Annotated in this window: 16 protein-coding genes and 2 pseudogenes; 10 read left to right on the top strand and 8 right to left on the bottom strand. The window is 71.7% G+C overall.

Going from position 1 to position 19,206, the window contains the following annotated elements:
- Positions 1 to 25 precede the first annotated feature (25 nt).
- The 6 genes and pseudogenes from rsmA to cutA all read left to right on the top strand — a co-directional run.
- A complete protein-coding gene (gene rsmA / locus B1H19_RS17385) occupies positions 26 to 913 on the top strand; it encodes a 16S rRNA (adenine(1518)-N(6)/adenine(1519)-N(6))-dimethyltransferase RsmA (protein ID WP_083105596.1) in 888 nt (295 codons plus the stop codon).
- Positions 910 to 1,827: a 4-(cytidine 5'-diphospho)-2-C-methyl-D-erythritol kinase gene (locus B1H19_RS17380; protein ID WP_083105595.1), complete on the top strand. Its 918-nt coding sequence runs from the start codon at positions 910 to 912 to the stop codon at positions 1,825 to 1,827. The genes rsmA and B1H19_RS17380 overlap by 4 nt, the downstream gene beginning before the upstream one ends.
- A gap of 99 nt (positions 1,828 to 1,926) precedes the next feature.
- A complete protein-coding gene (locus B1H19_RS17375) occupies positions 1,927 to 3,726 on the top strand; it encodes an ABC-F family ATP-binding cassette domain-containing protein (protein ID WP_083105594.1) in 1,800 nt (599 codons plus the stop codon).
- A gap of 196 nt (positions 3,727 to 3,922) precedes the next feature.
- Positions 3,923 to 4,687 carry a response regulator transcription factor gene (locus B1H19_RS17370; RefSeq protein ID WP_237289357.1) on the top strand — a complete coding sequence of 255 codons (765 nt, stop codon included), beginning with the start codon at positions 3,923 to 3,925 and terminating at the stop codon, positions 4,685 to 4,687.
- Between the two features lie 83 nt (positions 4,688 to 4,770).
- A complete protein-coding gene (locus B1H19_RS17365) occupies positions 4,771 to 5,298 on the top strand; it encodes a DinB family protein (protein WP_107426031.1) in 528 nt (175 codons plus the stop codon).
- A 192-nt stretch (positions 5,299 to 5,490) separates the two neighbouring features.
- Positions 5,491 to 5,618: pseudogene (cutA, locus tag B1H19_RS39825) on the top strand (divalent cation tolerance protein CutA); the annotation flags it as partial.
- Between the two features lie 268 nt (positions 5,619 to 5,886).
- On the opposite strand, the pseudogene B1H19_RS17355 reads toward cutA, so the two are convergent.
- From B1H19_RS17355 to B1H19_RS17335, 5 genes and pseudogenes are all read right to left on the bottom strand, one after another.
- A pseudogene (locus tag B1H19_RS17355) lies at positions 5,887 to 6,087 on the bottom strand (UTRA domain-containing protein); the annotation flags it as partial.
- Between the two features lie 118 nt (positions 6,088 to 6,205).
- Entirely contained in the window at positions 6,206 to 6,997 is a 792-nt protein-coding gene (locus B1H19_RS17350) for a GntR family transcriptional regulator (RefSeq protein WP_083109711.1), read from the bottom strand.
- A 208-nt stretch (positions 6,998 to 7,205) separates the two neighbouring features.
- Complete coding sequence (locus B1H19_RS17345) at positions 7,206 to 8,783, bottom strand: serine/threonine-protein kinase (RefSeq protein WP_083105591.1); 1,578 nt, start codon at positions 8,781 to 8,783, stop codon at positions 7,206 to 7,208.
- Positions 8,784 to 8,936: 153 nt separating this feature from the next.
- Positions 8,937 to 9,242, bottom strand: coding sequence for a hypothetical protein (locus tag B1H19_RS17340; protein ID WP_083105590.1), 306 nt, complete (start codon positions 9,240 to 9,242; stop codon positions 8,937 to 8,939).
- A 96-nt stretch (positions 9,243 to 9,338) separates the two neighbouring features.
- Positions 9,339 to 11,009 carry a sodium:solute symporter family protein gene (locus tag B1H19_RS17335; protein ID WP_083105589.1) on the bottom strand — a complete coding sequence of 557 codons (1,671 nt, stop codon included), beginning with the start codon at positions 11,007 to 11,009 and terminating at the stop codon, positions 9,339 to 9,341.
- Between the two features lie 305 nt (positions 11,010 to 11,314).
- Here B1H19_RS17335 and galT point away from each other — a divergent pair, with 305 nt between their 5' ends.
- The 4 genes from galT to B1H19_RS17315 all read left to right on the top strand — a co-directional run bounded on the left by galT (position 11,315) and on the right by B1H19_RS17315 (position 15,557).
- Positions 11,315 to 12,361, top strand: coding sequence for a galactose-1-phosphate uridylyltransferase (gene galT / locus B1H19_RS17330; RefSeq protein ID WP_083109710.1), 1,047 nt, complete (start codon positions 11,315 to 11,317; stop codon positions 12,359 to 12,361).
- On the top strand, positions 12,358 to 13,329 hold the full coding sequence (gene galE / locus B1H19_RS17325) for a UDP-glucose 4-epimerase GalE (RefSeq protein WP_083105588.1): 972 nt from the start codon (positions 12,358 to 12,360) through the stop codon (positions 13,327 to 13,329). The genes galT and galE overlap by 4 nt, the downstream gene beginning before the upstream one ends.
- The gene (galK, locus tag B1H19_RS17320; RefSeq protein ID WP_203237173.1) at positions 13,326 to 14,522 is read left to right on the top strand and encodes a galactokinase; all 1,197 of its coding nucleotides are present in this window, start codon (positions 13,326 to 13,328) and stop codon (positions 14,520 to 14,522) included. The genes galE and galK overlap by 4 nt, the downstream gene beginning before the upstream one ends.
- 249 nt (positions 14,523 to 14,771) lie before the next feature.
- Positions 14,772 to 15,557 (top strand): response regulator transcription factor, encoded by a 786-nt coding sequence (locus B1H19_RS17315; protein WP_083105587.1) that lies wholly within the window; start codon positions 14,772 to 14,774, stop codon positions 15,555 to 15,557.
- 52 nt (positions 15,558 to 15,609) lie between these two features.
- Here the strand turns inward: B1H19_RS17315 and B1H19_RS17310 are convergent, their stop codons facing one another.
- The 3 genes from B1H19_RS17310 to B1H19_RS17300 all read right to left on the bottom strand — a co-directional run bounded on the left by B1H19_RS17310 (position 15,610) and on the right by B1H19_RS17300 (position 19,086).
- The gene (locus tag B1H19_RS17310) at positions 15,610 to 17,637 is read right to left on the bottom strand and encodes a beta-galactosidase (RefSeq protein WP_083105586.1); all 2,028 of its coding nucleotides are present in this window, start codon (positions 17,635 to 17,637) and stop codon (positions 15,610 to 15,612) included.
- Positions 17,638 to 17,677: 40 nt separating this feature from the next.
- Positions 17,678 to 18,475, bottom strand: coding sequence for an SDR family NAD(P)-dependent oxidoreductase (locus B1H19_RS17305; RefSeq protein ID WP_083105585.1), 798 nt, complete (start codon positions 18,473 to 18,475; stop codon positions 17,678 to 17,680).
- Between the two features lie 113 nt (positions 18,476 to 18,588).
- Entirely contained in the window at positions 18,589 to 19,086 is a 498-nt protein-coding gene (locus B1H19_RS17300; RefSeq protein ID WP_030066914.1) for a MarR family winged helix-turn-helix transcriptional regulator, read from the bottom strand.
- Positions 19,087 to 19,206: the final 120 nt, after the last annotated feature.

Below are 19,206 nucleotides of genomic sequence, written 5' to 3'. Positions count from 1 at the left end.
CGGGGACGGGCCGTAAGCTTCACGGGTGAGCAACAGCAGCAGTAGCGACGATTCCGGCCCCCTCCTCGGGCCCGCCGATGTCCGGGAGCTGGCCGCCGCGCTGGGCGTACGGCCCACCAAGCAGCGCGGCCAGAACTTCGTCATCGACGCCAACACCGTCCGCCGGATCGTGCGCACCGCCGAGGTGCGCCCCGACGACGTGGTGGTCGAGGTCGGGCCCGGGCTGGGGTCGCTGACCCTGGCGCTGCTGGAGGCCGCCGACCGGGTCACCGCCGTCGAGATCGACGAGGTGCTGGCCGCCGCGCTGCCCGCCACCGTCGCCGCCCGGCTGCCCGAGCGCGCCGACCGCTTCGCGCTGGTGCACCGCGACGCCATGCACGTCACCGAGCTGCCCGGCCCCGCGCCCACCGCGCTGGTCGCCAACCTCCCCTACAACGTCGCGGTCCCCGTCCTGCTGCACATGCTCGCGACCTTCCCCACCATCGACCGCACCCTGGTCATGGTCCAGGCCGAGGTCGCCGACCGGCTCGCCGCCCGCCCCGGCAACAAGGTCTACGGCGTGCCGTCGGTCAAGGCCAACTGGTACGCCGAGGTCAAGCGGGCCGGCGCGATCGGCCGCAACGTCTTCTGGCCCGCGCCGAACGTCGACTCCGGGCTGGTCTCCCTCGTACGGCGGGAGAAGCCGCTGGAGACGACGGCGAGCCGGGACGAGGTCTTCGCGGTGGTCGACGCCGCCTTCGCCCAGCGGCGCAAGACGCTGCGGGCGGCGCTGTCGGGGTGGGCCGGTTCGGCCGCCGCGGCGGAAGCCGCGCTGGTGGCGGCCGGGATTTCCCCGCAGGCGCGGGGCGAGGCGCTTACTGTCGAGGAATTCGCGCGGATTGCGGAGAACAAGCGACAGGGAGACGGCGGATGAGGGCAAGCGGGACGAGCGGTGCGGCGGTCACCGTACGGGTACCGGCCAAGGTCAATGTGCAGCTGGCGGTCGGCGCGGCCCGGCCCGACGGCTTCCACGACCTGGCGAACGTCTTCCTCGCGGTCGGCCTCTACGACGAGATCACCGTCACCCCCTCCGACGCCCTGCGGATCACCGCCGAGGGCCATGACGCCGACCAGATCCCGCTGGACGCGGCGAACCTGGCGGCCCGCGCCGCCGAGCTGCTCGCGGCCCGCCACGACATCGCACCGCACGTCCACGTCCACATCAACAAGGACATCCCCGTCGCGGGCGGTATGGCGGGCGGCAGCGCGGACGCCGCCGGCGCCCTGCTCGCCTGCGACACCCTCTGGTCGACGGGCGCCACCCGCGAGGAACTCCTGGAGATCTGCGCGGAGTTGGGCAGCGATGTGCCGTTCAGTCTGGTCGGCGGCGCGGCGCTGGGCCGCGGCCGCGGTGAGCAGCTGACCCCGCTGCCGGTCGGCGGCGCCTTCCACTGGGTCTTCGCCATCGCCGAGGGCGGACTGTCCACCCCGTCCGTCTACCACGAGTTCGACCGGCTGACCGAGGGCACCGCCGTCCCCGAGCCGGAGGCCGACCCGGCCCTGCTGGCCGCCCTGGAGGCCGGCGACGCCACCGCCCTCGCCGGCACCCTGGCCAACGACCTCCAGCCGGCCGCGCTGTCCCTGCGGCCCGACCTGCGCGCCACCCTCGCCGCCGGTACGGACGCGGGCGCCCTGGCCGCCCTGGTCTCCGGTTCCGGCCCGACCACCGCCTTCCTGGTCAAGGACCACCAGGCGGCGCAGGAGGTCGCGGCGGCCCTGACGGCGTCGGGCACCTGCCGGTCCGTACGCCTCGCGGACTCCCCGGCGCCGGGGGCCACCCTCGCCTGAGCCTGGCTTTCGGCCTCCGGGCGGCTCCGTGGGATCCTGGTGGTTGCCCCACGAGCGCGCGCCGATCAGGAGCCGCGCGGGCCGGCAGCAAGGAGCGCAATGGCCACCAACCTCGTCAATCTGGAAGCCGTCGGCAAGGTCTACGGAACCCGTGCCCTGCTCGACGGTGTCTCGCTCGGCGTCAACGAGGGGGACCGGATCGGCGTCGTCGGCCGCAACGGAGACGGCAAGACCACCCTGATCCGGATCCTGGCCAAACTGGAGGAGGCGGACAACGGCCGGGTCACCCACAGCGGCGGCCTGCGCCTCGGCGTCCTCACCCAGCACGACTCCCTCGACCCGGCCGCCACCATCCGGCACGAGGTCATCGGCGATCTGGCCGACCACGAGTGGGCCGGCAACGCCAAGATCCGCGACGTCCTGACCGGCCTCTTCGGCGACCTCCACCTGCCCGGCTTCGACAAGGGCCTGGACACCGTCATCGGCCCCCTCTCCGGCGGCGAGCGCCGCCGCATCGCCCTGGCCAAACTCCTCATCGCCGAACAGGACCTGATCGTCCTGGACGAGCCCACCAACCACCTCGACGTCGAGGGCATTTCGTGGCTGGCCGGCCATCTGCGGGCCCGCCGCAGCGCCCTGGTCGTCGTCACCCACGACCGCTGGTTCCTCGACCAGGTCTGTACGCGGATGTGGGACGTCCAGCGCGGCGCGATCCACGAGTACGAGGGCGGCTACAGCGACTACGTCTTCGCCCGCGCCGAGCGGGAGCGGATCGCGGCCAGCGAAGAGGCCAAGCGGCAGAACCTGATGCGCAAGGAGCTGGCCTGGCTGCGGCGCGGCGCCCCGGCCCGTACCAGCAAGCCCCGCTTCCGCATCGAGGCCGCCAACGAACTGATCGCGGACGTGCCGCCGCCGCGCGACACCGCCGAGCTGATGAAGTTCGCCAACTCCCGCCTCGGCAAAACGGTTTTCGAGCTGGAGAACGTCACCGTCCAGGCCGGGCCGAAGGAACTGCTCAAGCACCTGACCTGGCAGCTCGGCCCCGGCGACCGGATCGGCCTGGTCGGCGTCAACGGCGCCGGCAAGACCTCGCTGCTGCGCGCGCTGGCCGAGGCGGCCCGTACGGGAGGCGAGGCGCAGCCCGCGGCCGGGAAGATCGTCGTCGGCAAGACCGTCAAACTTGCCTACCTCTCCCAGGAGGTCGCCGAGCTGGACCCGTCCTGGCGCGTCCTGGAGGCCGTCCAGAAGATCCGCGAACGCGTCGACCTCGGCAAGGGCCGGGAGATGACCGCCGGCCAGCTCTGCGAGAAGTTCGGCTTCACCAAGGAGAAGCAGTGGACCCCGGTCGGCGACCTCTCCGGCGGTGAGCGCCGCCGCCTCCAGATCCTCCGCCTGCTGATGGACGAGCCCAACGTCCTCTTCCTCGACGAGCCCACCAACGACCTCGACATCCAGACCCTGACCCAGCTGGAGGACCTGCTCGACGGCTGGCCCGGCTCGCTGGTCGTCATCAGTCACGACCGGTACTTCATAGAGCGCACCACCGACCGGGTCCACGCGCTCCTGGGCGACGCCACCCTCCGGATGCTCCCGCGCGGCATCGACGAGTACCTCGAACGCCGCCGCAAGGCCGTCGAGGCCGCCGCACCGGCCCCCGCCCCGCAGTCCGCCGCGCCTAAGAAGACCGCGGCCGTCAACCGCGCGGCACAGAAGGAACTCCAGAAGATCGAACGGCAGCTGGACAAGATCGGCGACAAGGAGACCAAGCTCCACACCCAGATCGCCGAGCACGCCACCGACTTCGAGAAGGTCGCCGGACTCGACGCCCAGCTGCGGGAACTGGCCGGTGAGCGCGAGGAGCTGGAGATGCGCTGGCTGGAGCTGGCCGAGGACGCCTGACGGCGCGGGCCCGGGGCCGCGGGAGCGGCTCTCGGCCGGGATTGGCCAAGAAGCCCGCATTTTGGGGGTCTTACCCCGAGGAGGGGGCGCGCGGCGTCGGCCGAGCGTGTAGCTTCCCGGGGACAATGCGCGGGACAAATAGGGACCCGGCGAAGGCCGGGGGCGGGCCCCGCGCCGGGAGGTGAGGGGGTTCTCGATGGTCGTGCGGCTCATGGTGGTCGACGATCACCGGCTGCTCGCCGAGGCGTTGGCCTCGGCTCTGAAGCTGCGCGGACACCGCGTCCTGGCGGCCGCGGCGCCGAGCGCCGGCGCCGCGGACCTGGTGGTCAGCCGGGCGCCTGAGGTGTGCCTGCTGGGCTGTGCCGCGCCCGCGGCGCCCGGCGTCTTCGATCCCGTCGTACGGATCAAGAAAGAACGGCCGCAGATCTCGGTGGTGGTGCTGGGCCCGGTGCCCAGCCCCCGCGGGATCGCGGCCGCCTTCGCCGCCGGGGCGTCCGGCTATGTCCGTAACGACGAACGGATCGAGGGCGTCGAGCGCGCCATGCTCAAGGCGCGCGCCGGCGAAGCGGCGGTCTCCCCCCTGCTGTTGCAGCAGGCCTTCGAGGAACTCCTGCACCCGGCGGCCCAACCCGACGACGAGGGTGCCCGCCTCCTCCAACTCCTCACCCCACGCGAGGTCGAGGTCCTGATGCGGGTAGCCGACGGCGAGGACACCCGCCTGATCGCCGCCGGCATGTCCATCGCCCCGAGCACCGCCCGCACCCACGTCCAACGGGTCCTGATGAAGCTGGAGGTGGGTTCGCGGCTGGAGGCGGCGGCGCTGGCGGCGCGGACGGGGTTGTTGGAACGGGCGGTACGGAACGGGGCGGCACGGGCCGCGGGTGCGGGGGGCGCGGAGGCGGGCGAGGGGGAGGACGCGGAGGAGGACGCGGAGGAGGACGCGGGATTGGGGAGCGAGTAGCCGGGGGCGGACGGCGGGCCAGGGTCCCCGTCGCGCGCCGGTTTCCTGGGAGCCCGTCTGCGACCTGTGCAAGGGTGACGTGCATGGCTATGACACCGGACGGCCGTCCCATCCCGCCCCCGTACGCCGACGAACGAGCCATGCTGGAAAGCTGGCTGGACTTCCACCGGGCGACCCTCGCGTTGAAGTGCGAAGGGCTCGACGACCACCGGCTGCGCCTGGCTGCGGCAGCACCGTCGCCGATGACGTTGCTGGGACTGGTCCAGCACATGGCGGAGGTGGAACGCAACTGGTTCCAGCGGGTGTTCGCCGGCCGCGACGTTCCGCCGGTGTACGAAGAGGGCACAGGCGACGGCTTCGCGCTCGCCCCCGGCCGTGGGATCGATGAGGTACTGCCCGTCTGGCGCGCGGAAGTGGCACGGGGCCGCGAACTGATCGCCGATGCATCGCTGGACGATTCCGGCAGTCTCCCGGACCATGAGGCCGGACACGTCGGCGACCAGGGCGTCTCCTTGCGCTGGATCCTGGTCCACATGATCGAGGAATACGCACGCCACAACGGCCACGCCGACCTGATCCGGGAGGGCATCGACGGCGTCACGGGGGCGTGACGGGGCAACGCCGTCGTGATGTGGTCGGGTGCGTGGGTGCCTACCGCCAGGGCGTGGAATCCCACCACCCACCCCCCACAGCAGCGAAGTCGTGCCACGCCGCCATTGACGAAAGAGCGGGGCTAGGCTCGCCGCACGGCTGACTTCCTTCAGGTATCGACAGCGGCAGAGAGCCGCGAGGCAGCCGTAAAGCTGGCCCAGTCGGTCGTGACAGCTCGGCTCGCGGCAGGAGCGCAGATCATTGGTCCGGTGACGTCCGTCTTCTGGCATCACGGCGAGTTCGGCACGGGGATGAATGGCAGCTCTTGCTCAAGGCCCGTGGCCGCGGTGGGTGGAGACGACCACCGAACCGGACTCGACGCACTGACCCGTCAGGCCCCTGCCCTGTCCAGCACTTCGGACCACTGGCAGTTCGCGGTGGCGCTGAGCTATCGAACGGTCGGCACGAGGCGCTGACGCGGGCGGATGGATGCCACATCACCCTGCGCTCCGGCAGCGGAGAACATCGTGGCCCGCCGGTCATGAGCCGTTCGTCGTCCCCATAGCCGGGGCGACCCACGCTTGCCCACATTTCCGGCAAGGGCGGCTTCACTCCGGCGTGAACTCGTATTGAAGCTCGTAGAGATGACCGGCCTTGACCATGACGGTGGCCTCGATGGGCCGTTCATGGTCGCTGTAGACGACGCGCAGGGTCCGAAGGACGGGCAGGTTGCTGGGAAGGTGGAGGGCCTCGTACTGCTCTTGAGTGGGTACGCGGGCGGAGACCCGGTCGACGCTGAGCCTGGGCGGGAGACGGCGGATGCGCCAAAGCGGCCGAAACCGGGGCTGTGCCCTGTCCGAGGGGTCCGTCACCGACTCCTCGGAGCAGGGGTACCGATAGCCAGGCCCCTCTACTAGCCAGGCCCCTCTACAAGACCTGTGAGAACTCGTACTGCAATTCGTAGAGGTGACCGGCCTCGACCGTGTCGTGGGCCTCCACGGGTCGGTCGTTGTCGCTGTAGACCACTCGGAAGGTGCGCAGGACCGGCACGTTGGGTGGCAGCTTCAGGAGGGCGTGCTGCTCTTGGGTGGGTATTCGGGCGGACACGGAGTCCACGCACCGGCGCGGCGGATAGCCCAGCCGGGCCAGGAGGGTGGAGGTGCCTCCGCGGATCTTGCGGTGTTCCGTCATCGCGGTGCCGTGGACGATCTGTAGTGGGAAGTAGGCCTTGACCAGTGCGGCCGGCTCGTTGTCGAACGTCAGGAGCTGGGAGCGCAGGAGGGCAGGGTTGCCTGCGTTCAGTCCGAGCGCCTGCGCGACATGGGCCGGAGGCTCGGGCACGGGCTTGACGTCCAGCAGCACGCAGTTGGCGCTTACCCCGCGCCTTCGTGCCTCGGTAACCCAACGGAAGGGCTGCCCCGGATCAGCCGGGGCCAAGCTCCGCGCGGGTTGCATGGTCCGCTGACGGTGCTCGATCACGACCGAGTCCGGCGCCTTGTTCGCCATGTTGGCGCAACTGGTGACCAGGCGCTCCTCGCGCAGTATGTGGAGCGCTCGTGCCACGGTCGCGCTCGACGTGGCGAACCGCTCCCGAAGTTCCGCTGTCAGCAGGGCGGCGCCCGGGAGGACGATTCCCGAGAGGATCTCGTGCCGCAGATCCGCAGCGACGCGCTCGTGCAGGGGACGCTGGTCGGTGGTCTGCTCGCTCATGGTCGTCATGCCGCAGTTATGCGGGAGCCGGGCAGGAGGGCGCCAGAGGACCATTTCAGCCAGGCGCGGATCCTGTTGAGGGTCACGGGCCCCGTTGGACGGGGCTACGGCGTGTCCGATGGGTCAGGAGCCGTGAGGCACCAGCGAGATCACCCCGCCCCGTATCGAGGGAAACGGTCCACCGCGAGGCGGGGCGCCACGACTCATCGGACACGACCTAGCCGCGAAGACGGATTCCCTTGACGGCGGTGTCGAACACCGGCCGGTAGGTGGTCCATTGGGCGTTCGGGGCGGAGAGGTAGACGACGTATTGCGTGCCGTCGGTGCCGGAGAAGGCGATCTCCACCGCGCGGTATTCCCGCAGCTGGCCGTTGAAGGTGAACTCCCAGTATCCGGCGGGGCGGCCTCGGAAGGTCGTGGGGCCCATTCGCACCCGCTCATAGCCCGGGTTGTCGCGACGGGTCTGGGCCTCTTCGGTGTCATGCCAGTGCTGGAGCGGGTCGGATCCCGCGAACTCGACGACGTCGACCCTCAGGCCCACCCGCCCGGTCGGGTCCAGGTAGGCGATTTCGCCGCCGGGCACGTTCTTGCGCCTCCAGCCGTCCGGTACGGGGACGGAGAAGCCCTGGCCGGCCTTCTGGAGGTGGTAGCCGGCGGGAAGCGGTGGCGGCGGGGAGGGGTTCGGGTCCGGAGAGTGGGTGACGGGGCCGGACGGGGATGCTTGGGGGGTCGTCGACGCGGCGCCGTCCTCGGGCCACAGCAGTACGCCACCGGTCACGGCGGCGACCACCGCTGCGGAGGCACACCACAGGGCCGTACGGCTGCCGCGCCTGCCGCCGCCTCGGGCGGGGGCCGCAGTCGCTGCTACGGGCGTTGCCGTGGGCGCTGTTGCGGGCGTTGCCACGCGTTCGGGCCCTGTGGGCCGCTCGACGGGCGCGGTCCCGGCCTCGGCACAGGTCCCGGTTACGGCCCCCGCCCCCGTAGCCGCATCCAGAAGCCGTTCCGCCTCGTCCGCGGCCATGCGCCGGGCCGGCTCCTTCACCAGGAGGCCGTCGATCACCGGGGCCAGGTCCCCGGCGTTGCGCGGGGGTTCGTAGGTCTCGGCGGCGATGGCGTACGCCGTTTCGATCGGGGTGTCGCGCTGGAAGGGGTGGCGGCCTTCGACCGCCTGGTACAGCGTCGCTCCGAGGGACCACAGGTCGCAGGCGGGGCCGGGCTCGGCGATGCCGGTGCGCAGGCGTTCCGGGGCGAGGTACTGGATCGAGCCGAGCAGCTCCCCGGTCCTGGTCAGCGACGGGGTGCCGGACTCCACGGCGATACCGAAGTCGGTGAGGACGATGCGCCCGTCGTTCCCGAGCAGCACGTTGGCGGGCTTGACGTCCCGGTGCAGCACCCCGGCCGCGTGCGCGGCGCGCAGCGCGGCGGCCATGATGCGGCCGATCCGGGCCACTTCGCCGACCGGCAGCGCGCCCTGCCGCTTCAGGACGTCGCTCAGGGTGACCGAGGGGATGTACTCCATGACGATGCACGGCAGGCCCTCGTCATCGACGACGTCGTGCACCACGATCACATTGGGGTGGGTGATCCGGGCGGCGCTGCGGGCCTCCCGGCGGGTGCGCTCGTAGAGCTTGCGGATCTCGTCGTCCTGGAGATGTGGCGGGACGTGCAGTTTCTTGACGGCGACGTGCCGGCCGAGCACCTCGTCCTCGGCCCGCCACACGGTGCCCATGCCGCCGCGGCCCACCCGCTCCACCAGCCGGTACCGACCCGCTACGAGGCGCCCCAGATCGGACACGGTGAGACCTTCGCCTTCATTGCACGCCGGAGCGCGCCTGGACATGTTGCGGGAGCACCATAACCGCTGGCGATTACATGGCCATGCCAGCGGACTCCCGGCCCGTCCGAACCCGTCCGCGCCGGTCCGGGCCGGGCGCCCGTCTCCCTCGGCTCAGTGCGCCGGCGGTGCCTCCTCGGCCGCCGCGAGTTCCTCCGCAGTAGGCGGTATGACGGGCCGCAACTTCATCCAGGCCAGGAAGAAGAGGCCGAGGACGAGCATGCCCAGGCCCGTCCAGAGGTTGATGTTGATGTCCTCGGCCTTCTTCAGGTCGGCGTCGGACGCGGTGAATCCGGCGACGGTGACGATCACGCCGTAGACGGTGAACAGGCCGCCGATGATGAGCCGGATGTCGAACAGCCGGGCCGCGGTGGCGGATGTGCGCTCCAGTTCGGAGACTTCGCGCTGAAGGTCGGACATGAGGTTCACGCCTCCGGTCGTCAGAGGGAGTAGAGCAGGGCGGAGTGGAGCAGGGCGGAGTGGAGCAGAGGGGCGGAGCAGATCGGGGGGAGCACGTCAGAGGGAGTACGGCAGGTAGCAGGCCGCGGCCAGGACGAGCGCGCCCCAGCCGAGCAGGGCCGGCTTGCGGTACCAGGCGTCGTCGCCCGCGGCGGGCGGTTCCTCCAGGCCGGGGGCGGTCGTCCCGTAGACCAGGCCCGCGAGTTCCGCCTCCGGCTTGGGGGCGGTGAAGAGGGTGACGACGACCATGACGACGGCACCGGCGACGAAGCCGACGATGGCGGAGACGAAGTTGGCGCCCTGGTCGGTGGGGATGGCGATGATGCCCTGCTTGTAGATCCAGAAGTAGTTGACCATCGCGGCCGTGGTACCGGCGAGCAGGCCCCAGACGCCCGATTTCATCGAGGCGCGCTTCCAGAACATGCCGATGATGAAGACCACGAACATCGGGACGTTGAAGAAGGAGAACAGCGTCTGGAGGTAGCCCATGATGTTGGAGAAGGACGAGGCGATGAACGCCGTGCCGATCGAGGCCAGCACGCCGATCGCGGTGATGAGGCGGCCGAAGCGCAGGTAGTAGCCGTCCTCGCGGTCCGTCTTCACGTACTTCGCCCAGATGTCGTACGTGAACACGGTGTTGAAGGACGAGACGTTGGCCGCCATGCCCGCCATGAAGGCCGCGAGCAGCCCGGTGACGGCGATGCCGAGCACGCCGTTGGGCAGCAGCTCCTGCATCAGGTAGGGGATCGCGTCGTTGTACGTCAGACCGGAGCCGGGCCCGCCGAGCTTGGGGACGAGGACGGCGGCGACCAGGCCGGGGATCATCACCAGGAAGACGATGAACATCTTGGGGAAGGCGGCGATCAGCGGGGTGCGCTGGGCCGCGCTCAGATTCTTGGCGGACAGTGCGCGCTGCACCTCGGCGAAGTTGGTCGTCCAGTAGCCGAAGGAGAGGACGAAGCCCAGGCCGAGGATGATCGTCAGCCAGTTCGCGCCGAGCGGGTTGGCGTCGCCGATGCCCGTACCGCCCCAGGCGGTGAGGAAGTTGTGGCCGTGCGACGACTCCAGGGAGTGGCTCAGGCCGCCCCAGCCGCCGACGCGCTTGAGGCCGATGATGCACAGGGGTATGAGCGCGGCGAGGATGACGAAGAACTGGAGCACTTCGTTGTAGATCGCCGAGGACAGTCCGCCGATGGTGATGTACGCGAGGACGAACAGGCCCGCCACGACGATCGCCACCCACTGCGGCCAGCCCAGCAGCGCCTCGACGACGATCGACAGGGCGTAGAGGTTCACCCCCGCGATCAGTATCGCCGCGAAGGCGAACAGCACCGAGCTGAGCAGATGCGCGGACCTGTCGAACCGCTGGAGCAGGAACTCGGGGACCGAGCGGACCCGGGAGCGGTAGTAGAACGGCATCATCACCAGGCCCAGGAAGACCATGGCGGGGATGGCGCCGATCCAGTACCAGTGCACGACGGCGACGCCGTACTGGGCGCCGGTCGCGGCCATGCCGAGGATCTCGGTGGCGCCCAGGTTGGCCGCGACGAAGGCGAGGCCGGTGACCCAGGCGGGCAGCGACCGGCCGGAGAGGAAGAAGTCCAGGCTGGTCTTCACGCTGCGCCGGGCCGCGAAACCTATGCCGAGGACGACGACGAAGTAGAGGGCCAGCAGCGTGTAGTCGAGCCCGTTGGTGGGCAGCCGGAGGTCTTCGGCCAGGGTGGTCATGGCGTGGCTCGCCTTCTCGGGAGCGATGGGAACGCACAGAAAGCTACGCGCGGGCGGTCAGAAACTGAACAGTTTTGTTCGGTTGAGTTGTTGGATCGTGATGGGGGTGGAGGGGATTGGTGAGTGTTTAGGGGGCTATGTCCGGCCGCTCGACCGCAAGATTTCGGCCCGGATCCGGGCCCGCCCCCGGGTGCGGCCTCAGATTGACGCGTCTGTTCACTTGTGCTTCATTGTGTTTGGTTATGTTTGGTCGCTGTGTGGTGTCTGCCGTGCAGGGCGAGGCCGTACAGGGTGAGGAGCTCTTGGTGAAGAAGACGACGACCCGGCTCGCGGACGGCCGGGAGTTGATCTACTACGACGCACGCGACGACGCCGTACGCGACGCCACCGACCCCCGCCCCCTGGACCCCGTCGCCACCGCCTCCGAGATCCGCCACGACCGCCTGCTGGGCGACCGCGTCGCCGTCGCCTCGCACCGTCAGGGCCGCACCTACCACCCCCCGGCCGACGAGTGCCCGCTGTGCCCCTCGCGCGAGGGGCGGCGCTCGGAGATCCCCGCCGACGACTACGACGTCGCCGTCTTCGAGAACCGCTTCCCCTCCCTCGCCGGCGACGGCGGCCGCTGCGAGGTCGTCTGCTTCACCCCCGACCACGACGCCTCCTTCGCCGACCTCACCGACGAGCAGGCCGCCCTCGTCCTCGACGCATGGACCGACCGCACCGCGGAACTTTCCCAACTCCCGGGCGTCGAGCAGGTCTTCTGCTTCGAGAACCGCGGCGCCGAGATCGGCGTCACCCTCGGCCATCCGCACGGCCAGATCTACGCCTACCCCTTCGTCACCCCGCGCACCGAGCGGATGCTCGCCTCCCTGGCCGCCCACCGCGAGACCACCGGCCGCAACCTCTTCGACGACGTCGTCGCCGACGAGCTGGCCGACGGCCGCCGGATCGTCCTCGACGGCGCGCACTGGGTGGCCTTCGTCCCGTACGCCGCCCACTGGCCGTACGAGGTGCACCTCTACCCCAAGCGGCGCGTCCCCGACCTGTCGGCCCTGGACGACGCCGCCCGCACAGAGTTCCCACAGCTCTATCTGGAAGTCTTGCGGCGCTTCGACCGGATCTTCGGAAACGGGCAGCCGCCGACGCCGTACATCGCCGCCTGGCACCAGGCTCCGGTGCGCTCCCCGCAGCGCGCTGACTTCGCCCTTCACCTCGAGCTTTTCACCATTCGCCGGACTTCCGGCAAGCTGAAGTTCCTCGCGGGTTCCGAATCCGGCATGAACGTGTTCATCAACGATGTGCCGCCGGAGGCCGCGGCCGAGCGACTGCGAGAGGTAGCGAGCGAGTCATGAGCAAGTACCTGGTGACGGGTGGGGCCGGTTACGTCGGAAGTGTCGTCGCCCAGCATCTGCTGGAGGCGGGACACGAGGTCACCGTCCTGGACAACCTGTCGACCGGCTTCCGTGCGGGCGTCCCCGCGGGCGCCGCCTTCGTCGAGGGCGATATCCGCGACGCCGGCAAATGGCTCGACGCCTCGTACGACGCCGTCCTGCACTTCGCCGCGTTCTCCCAGGTCGGCGAGTCCGTCGTCAAGCCCGAGAAGTACTGGGACAACAACGTCGGCGGCACCATGGAGCTGCTGGCCGCCATGCGCGAGGCGGGCGTGCGCCGGCTCGTCTTCTCCTCCACCGCGGCCACCTACGGCGAGCCCGAGCAGATCCCGATCACGGAGTCCGCGCCCACCGCGCCGACCAACCCCTACGGCGCCAGCAAGCTCGCCGTCGACCACATGATCAGCGGGGAGGCCGCCGCCCACGGCCTGGCCGCCGTCTCGCTGCGCTACTTCAACGTCGCCGGCGCGTACGGCAGCTGCGGCGAGCGCCACGACCCCGAATCGCATCTGATCCCGCTCGTCCTCCAGGTCGCCCAGGGCCGCCGCGAGGCGATCTCCGTCTTCGGCGACGACTACCCCACCCCCGACGGCACCTGCATCCGCGACTACATCCACGTCGCCGACCTCGCCGAGGCCCACCTCCTCGCCCTGGACGCCGCCACCCCCGGCGAGCACCTGATCTGCAACCTCGGCAACGGCAACGGCTTCTCCGTGCGCGAGGTCATCGAGACCGTCCGCAAGGTCACCGGACACCCCATCCCCGAGGTCATCGCCCCCCGCCGCGGCGGCGACCCCGCCGTCCTGGTGGCCTCCGCCAAGACCGCCGTCGACCGGCTCGGCTGGCGCCCCAGCCGCGCCGACCTCGCCGGGATCGTCGCCGACGCCTGGCAGTTCGCACAGCAGCGGGAGAGGGCGACCGAGGAGTGAGCACGACGCAGGCAGCGGCGGCCGAAGGGTTTCGCGCCGTCTACGGCGCCGCCCCCGAGGGACTGTGGGCGGCGCCCGGCCGGGTCAACCTGATCGGCGAGCACACCGACTACAACGACGGCTTCGTGCTGCCGCTCGCCCTGCCGCACACCACGGTCGCCGCCGCCTCGGCCCGCCCGGACGGCATGCTGCGGCTGCACTCCGGCGGCGCCGACGGCGGCATCGTGGAACTGCGCACCGACGACCTGCGGCCCGCGCCCGGCGCGGGCTGGGCCGCCTACCCGGCGGGCATCGTCTGGGCCCTGCGGGAGGCCGGACTGCCGGTGGGCGGCGCGGACGTGCACTACGAGAGCACGGTGCCCACCGGCGCCGGCCTCTCCTCCTCCGCCGCCCTGGAGGTCGTCACCGCGCTCGCCCTCAACGACCTCTACGGCCTCGGGCTGGACCGCCCGCGTCTGGCCCGCCTCGCCCAGCGCGCCGAGAACGCCTTCGTCGGCGTGCCCGTCGGAATCATGGACCAGACGGCCGCCGCCTGCTGCACCGAGGGCCACGCCCTCTTCCTCGACGCCCGGGACCTCACCCGGCGTCAAGTGCCGTTCGATTTGGCGGCGGAGGGGCTCCAGCTGCTCGTCGTGGACACCTGCGTCCAACACGAACTGGGGGACGGCGCATACGCGCAGCGGCGCGCCGGTTGTGAGAGCGGTGCGCGGGCGCTCGGTGTGCGCGCCCTGCGCGATGTGCCGTACGCGCACCTTCCCGAGGCACTGGCCCGGCTCGACGACGAGCCGGGCACCGGCCCCGCCCCCGCCCCCGGCACCGGCCCCGCCGTCCGGGACCTCGTACGCCATATCGTCACCGAGAACCACCGCGTCGAAGAGGTCATCGCCCGCCTCGACGCGGGCGAGATCCGCGCGATCGGCCCCCTGCTGACCGCCGGACACGCCTCGCTCCGCGACGACTTCGCGATCTCCTGCGCCGAACTGGACCTCGCGGTCGACACGGCCCTCGCGGCGGGCGCGCTGGGCGCCCGGATGACCGGCGGAGGTTTCGGCGGTTCGGCCCTCGTGCTGGCCGAGCGGACGGCCGCCGAGCACATCGGCACCGCGGTCACCAAGGCGTTCGCCGCGGCGGGCCATATCGCCCCCCGCATCTTTCCGGCCGTACCGAGCGCGGGAGCCCGGCGCCTGGCATAGGCGCCCGGAACCTGGAAAAAAATCCCGCGGGTAGGAATCAGTTCGGGCAATCGCCCCCCTCCGCCGCGCTCCGTCCGTATGCTGAGATCCGCGCCGGTGGGGGCCGGTGCCTATCAGGGGGCGAGACCGCCGGGTACGGCGTCCGGGGTGGGGTAGTCGAGTCGGCGCGGCGGCGGCCGTGCGGCGGAGGCGATCTTCAATCCGGGCGCCGTGCCCGCTAGGGTCCGTTCACCGAGACAGGGGGTCTCCGTGCAACGCATCAGGGTCCTGGTGGTCGACGACCACCGCATCTTCGCCGAATCCCTGGCGGCCGCGCTCGCGGCGGAACAGGACGTGGACGTGGCGGCGGCGGGCAGCGCCCCTGCGGCCCTGCGCAATCTGGAGCGCGCCGCCGCCGAGGGCCGCCGCTTCGACGTGGTGCTCGCCGACGCCGAACTGGCCGCCGTCGCGCCGCTGCCGGCGGTGCCGCCGCAGCCGACGGCCCGCCGGGACGGCGCCCCGCGCCCCGCGCCCGCGGCCGGTATAGCGCTCGTCTCCGGCCTGCGCACCAGCCATCCGTACGTCCGTACGGTCGTCCTCGCCGAGCGCGACGATCCGCGCCGCGCGGCCGCCGCCCTCCAGGCCGGCGCCTCGGGCTGGGTCGCCAAGGACTGCTCGCTCTCCCGGCTGCTCGCCGTCGTCCGCGGCGTGCTGCGTGATGAAACGCATCTTCCGCCCGCCCTGCTGACCGGCGTCCTGCGCGAGCTGACCGCGGCCCGCCGGCACCGTACGGAGAGCGAACGGCTGGTGGAGACGCTCACCCCGCGCGAGCGCGAGGTCCTGCGCTGCATGGTGGCGGGCCTGGGCCGCAAGGCCGTCGCCGAGCGGCTGTTCCTCTCCCCGCACACCGTCCGCACCCATATGCAGAACGTGCTCGGCAAGCTCGGGGTGCACTCCACCCTCGCGGCCGTGGCGCTGGCCCGCCGGGCCGGGGTGGGCCCGGCGGAGATCGAGCAGGCGGCCGCGCCGTTGGGCGCCCCGGTGGGGGCGCGCTAGGCCGACAGGGCGCCCGGGGACAGGCCCTGGACGCCCGGCTCCGGGACAGGGCTCAGGCGCCCGGCCCCGGTTCCGTCAGGACGGCCACGCCCCGCCCGGTCAGGGTGATCCGCTCGGCGGGCTCGGCCGCGGCCTCGGGGGTGTCCGCCAGCGCATCCGCCAGCGGGACGGGCAGCGCGACCTCGACCGGCTCGGTCCGATGGTTCAGCAGGAACGTGAACCGCCCGTAGCGCCCCTCGGGGTCCTCGCGCACCGTCGCCTGGACCCCGTCCGGCAGCCCCGGCAGAACGGGCGCCACCCCGGCCGCGGCCCGTACGGCGTCCAGCAGCGCCCGCATCAGCCGCGGTTCGAGCCGCGTGGCGACGTACCAGGCCGCGCCCCGCCCGTAGGCGTGCCGGGTCACCGCGGGCCGACCCGCCAGCTCCCCCTCCGTGAACGACGCCAGCGCCCGCGCGCCCTCCAGATCGATGGCCTCCGACCACAGATCGCCCGCCCCGGTGTACTGACCGTCCCCGCCCCCGACGGCGACCGTACGGCCCGCCTCCAGCGGCCAGAACTCCTCCACCCGCAGCCCCAGCAGCTCCCGCAGCGGCGCCGGGTAGCCGCCGGGATGCACCCGGTCGTGCTCGTCGACGATCCCCGAGAAGAACGACACCACCAGCTGCCCGCCGCCGCGCACATACGCGGCCAGCCGCTCGGCGTCCCGCGCCGTGAGCAGATACAGATTGGGGACGACCACCAGCCGGTACCCGGTCAGCTCCCGCTGCGGCGGGACGATGTCGCAGGGCACGTTCGCCTCGAAGAGCGGCCGGTAGTGGGCGAGGGCGATCGCCGAGTGGTTCAGCGCCGTCGACGGTTTGGAGTCCACCTCCAGCGCCCACCAGCTGTGCCAGTCCGCCAGCAGCGCCACCTCGGCCCGCGACCGCGTCCCCGCGATCTCCGGCAGCGACGCCAACTCCCGCCCCAGCGCCGTCACTTCACGATGGATACGGGTGTCGGTCCCGCCGTGCGGCAGCATCGCCGAATGGAACTTCTCCGCCCCGCCCAGCGACTGCCGCCACTGGAAGAACAGCACCGCATCCGCCCCCTGGGCGACGGCCTGCCAGCTCCACAGCCGCATCGCCCCGGGCGGCTTGGGCCCGTTGCGCGGCCGCCAGTTGACGGCGCTCGGCGCCTGCTCCAGCAGCAGCCAGGGCTGGCCGTCCCGCGCCGAGCGCATCAGATCGAAGACGTAGCCCGCCCGGATGTGGTCGTCGGGCGCATACGGGTCCTGGTAGAAGTCCAGCGCCATGACGTCCATGTGCGCGGACCAGGCGAACGCGTCGACCGGCTTGTGCTGCGGCATCAGATTGGTGGTGACCGGCACCCCGGGCGTCAGCCGCTCCAGCACCTCCTTCTCCGCCAGATAGCAGTCCCGCAGCGCCGCATCGGAGAACCGCAGATAGTCCAGCTGCTGGGCGGGATTGGGGAAGGTGGGCGCGGTCCGCGGCGGCAGCACCTCGTCGAAGTCCCCGTACCCCTGCGACCAGAAGGCCGTCGACCACGCCTCGTTCAGCGCCTCGATGCTGCCGTAGCGCTCCCGCAGCCACCGCCGGAAGTCGCCGGCCGACACCTCGCAGAAGCACTGCCGGGTGTGGCATCCGTACTCGTTGCCCACATGCCACATGGCCAGCGCCGGGTGACCCGCATAGCGGGCGGCCAGCTGTTCGACCAGACGGACGGCGTGCGCCCGGTAGACGGGGCTGGAGGGGCAGTAGTGCTGCCGGCCGCCGGGCCAGCGGCGCTGCCCGTCGGGGCCCTCGGGCAGGATCTCGGGATGGGCGCGGCTCAGCCAGGGCGGCGGCGAGGCGGTCATCGTGGCCAGGCAGACCGCGATACCGGCCCGCGCCAGCCCGTCCAGCACCCGGTCGAACCACCCGAAGTCCCATTCCCCCGGGCGGGGTTCGACCTTGGCCCAGGAGAAGATCCCGGCGGTGACCATGGTGACCTGGGCCGCCTTCATCAGCTTCAGATCCTCGGCCCACACCTCCTCGGGCCACTGCTCGGGGTTGTAGTCGCCGCCGAAGTGAATGCCGCGCATCGGACCCCCAGGGTCGCAGTTCGGTTCTCGCTGTCCCGTTTCAACTCGAGTTCTTGTACACGCTCCAGCCGCCGTCGACGACGAGGCTCGCCCCGGTGACGAAGGACGCCTCCGCGGAGAGCAGGAACGCGATCGCCGCCGCGACCTCCTCGGGCCGCCCCAGCCGCCCCGCCGCGGTCTCCCCGGCGCTGGCCCGCCGCGCCGCCTCGCCGATGCCGTCCCACGCGGCGGTCAGCACCGGCCCCGGCAGCACGCTGTTGACCCGCACCTCGGGCCCGTACTCCACGGCCAACTGCCGCCCCAGCCCGGTCAGTCCGGCCTTGGACGCGGCGTACGCGGGGCGCCCGGGAAGCCCGATCAGGGCGTGCACGGACGAGGTGAGCACCACCGCGCCCTGCCGCGCCCGCAGATCCTCCAGCGCGGTGCGCACCCCCAGGAACGAGCCCGTCAGGTTCACCGCCAGCTGTCGCTCCCAGTCCGCGAGCGTGGTGTGCTCGGCCGCCGCGACGTACGGCACGAAGGCGTTGCTGACCAGCCCGTCCACCGGCCCGTACCGCCGCCGCGCCGCCTGGACGGCGCGCCGCCAGTCGTCCTCCGCCGCCACGTCGCAGTGTTCGTACGAGGCCCGTCCGCCGGCCGCCCGGATGCGGCGGGCGGTGTGCTCCCCGCGCTCGTCGTCGATGTCCAGCAGCAGGACGGCGGCCCCTTCGGCCGCCAGCCGGTGGGCGGTCGCCGCCCCGATCCCGGCGGCGGCCCCGGTCACCAGGACCGTCCGGCCGGTGAAGCGGGCGCCGCCGTGGCTGCCGCCCGCCGGGTACGGTGCGTGCTGCTGGCTCATGGCGCGCATCCTGGCCCGGCGGGGGAGCGGGGGCAAGGGGGCGCGTAGCGGGTGTCACCCCAGGGGCGACACGACTCGGCCGGGCGGGCGGTGGGTGCCGTCGCCCTGCGCGCTCACCCCGGGATGTTGTCGAAAGGCCCCGTCAGCCGGCGCAGCAGACCGGCCAGTTCATGCCGCTGCTGGCGCGACAACTCGGCCAGGATGGCCCGCTCCTGCGCCAGCAGTCCGGCCAGCGACTGGTCGGCCTTGTCGCGGCCCTCGGCGGTCAGGCGGACCAGCACGCCGCGCCGGTCGCTGGGGTCGGGGAGGCGCTCGACGAGGTCCTTCTTGGCGAGCCGGTCGATGCGGTTGGTCATCGTGCCGGAGGTGACCAGGGTCTGGGTGAGCAGCGCGCCGGGCGAGAGCTGATACGGCGCGCCGGCCCGCCGCAGGGCGGTCAGCACATCGAACTCCCAGGGCTCCAGCCCCACCTCGGCGAAGGCGATCCGCCGGGCCCGGTCGAGGTGCCGGGCCAGCCGGGAGACCCGGCTGAGGACCTCTAGCGGTTCCACGTCGAGGTCCGGGCGCTCGCGGCGCCATGCTGCGACCAGTCGGTCGACCTCGTCCTCCATGGCGATCAGTGTAAGGGGTCTGTCGATGTGAAGTCTCTTGGTGTAAAGTATCTTGATATCAAGCTTCTCGGGATCGAGTATCTCGGCCTCGAGATATATTTGGATGGACTATTGGGCATC

The sequence above is a fragment of the Streptomyces gilvosporeus genome, assembly GCF_002082195.1.
In the GTDB taxonomy this organism is placed as follows: domain Bacteria; phylum Actinomycetota; class Actinomycetes; order Streptomycetales; family Streptomycetaceae; genus Streptomyces; species Streptomyces gilvosporeus.
The sequence above is the reverse complement of the archived record's forward strand: the minus strand, read 5'-3'. Positions and strand labels throughout refer to the sequence as shown.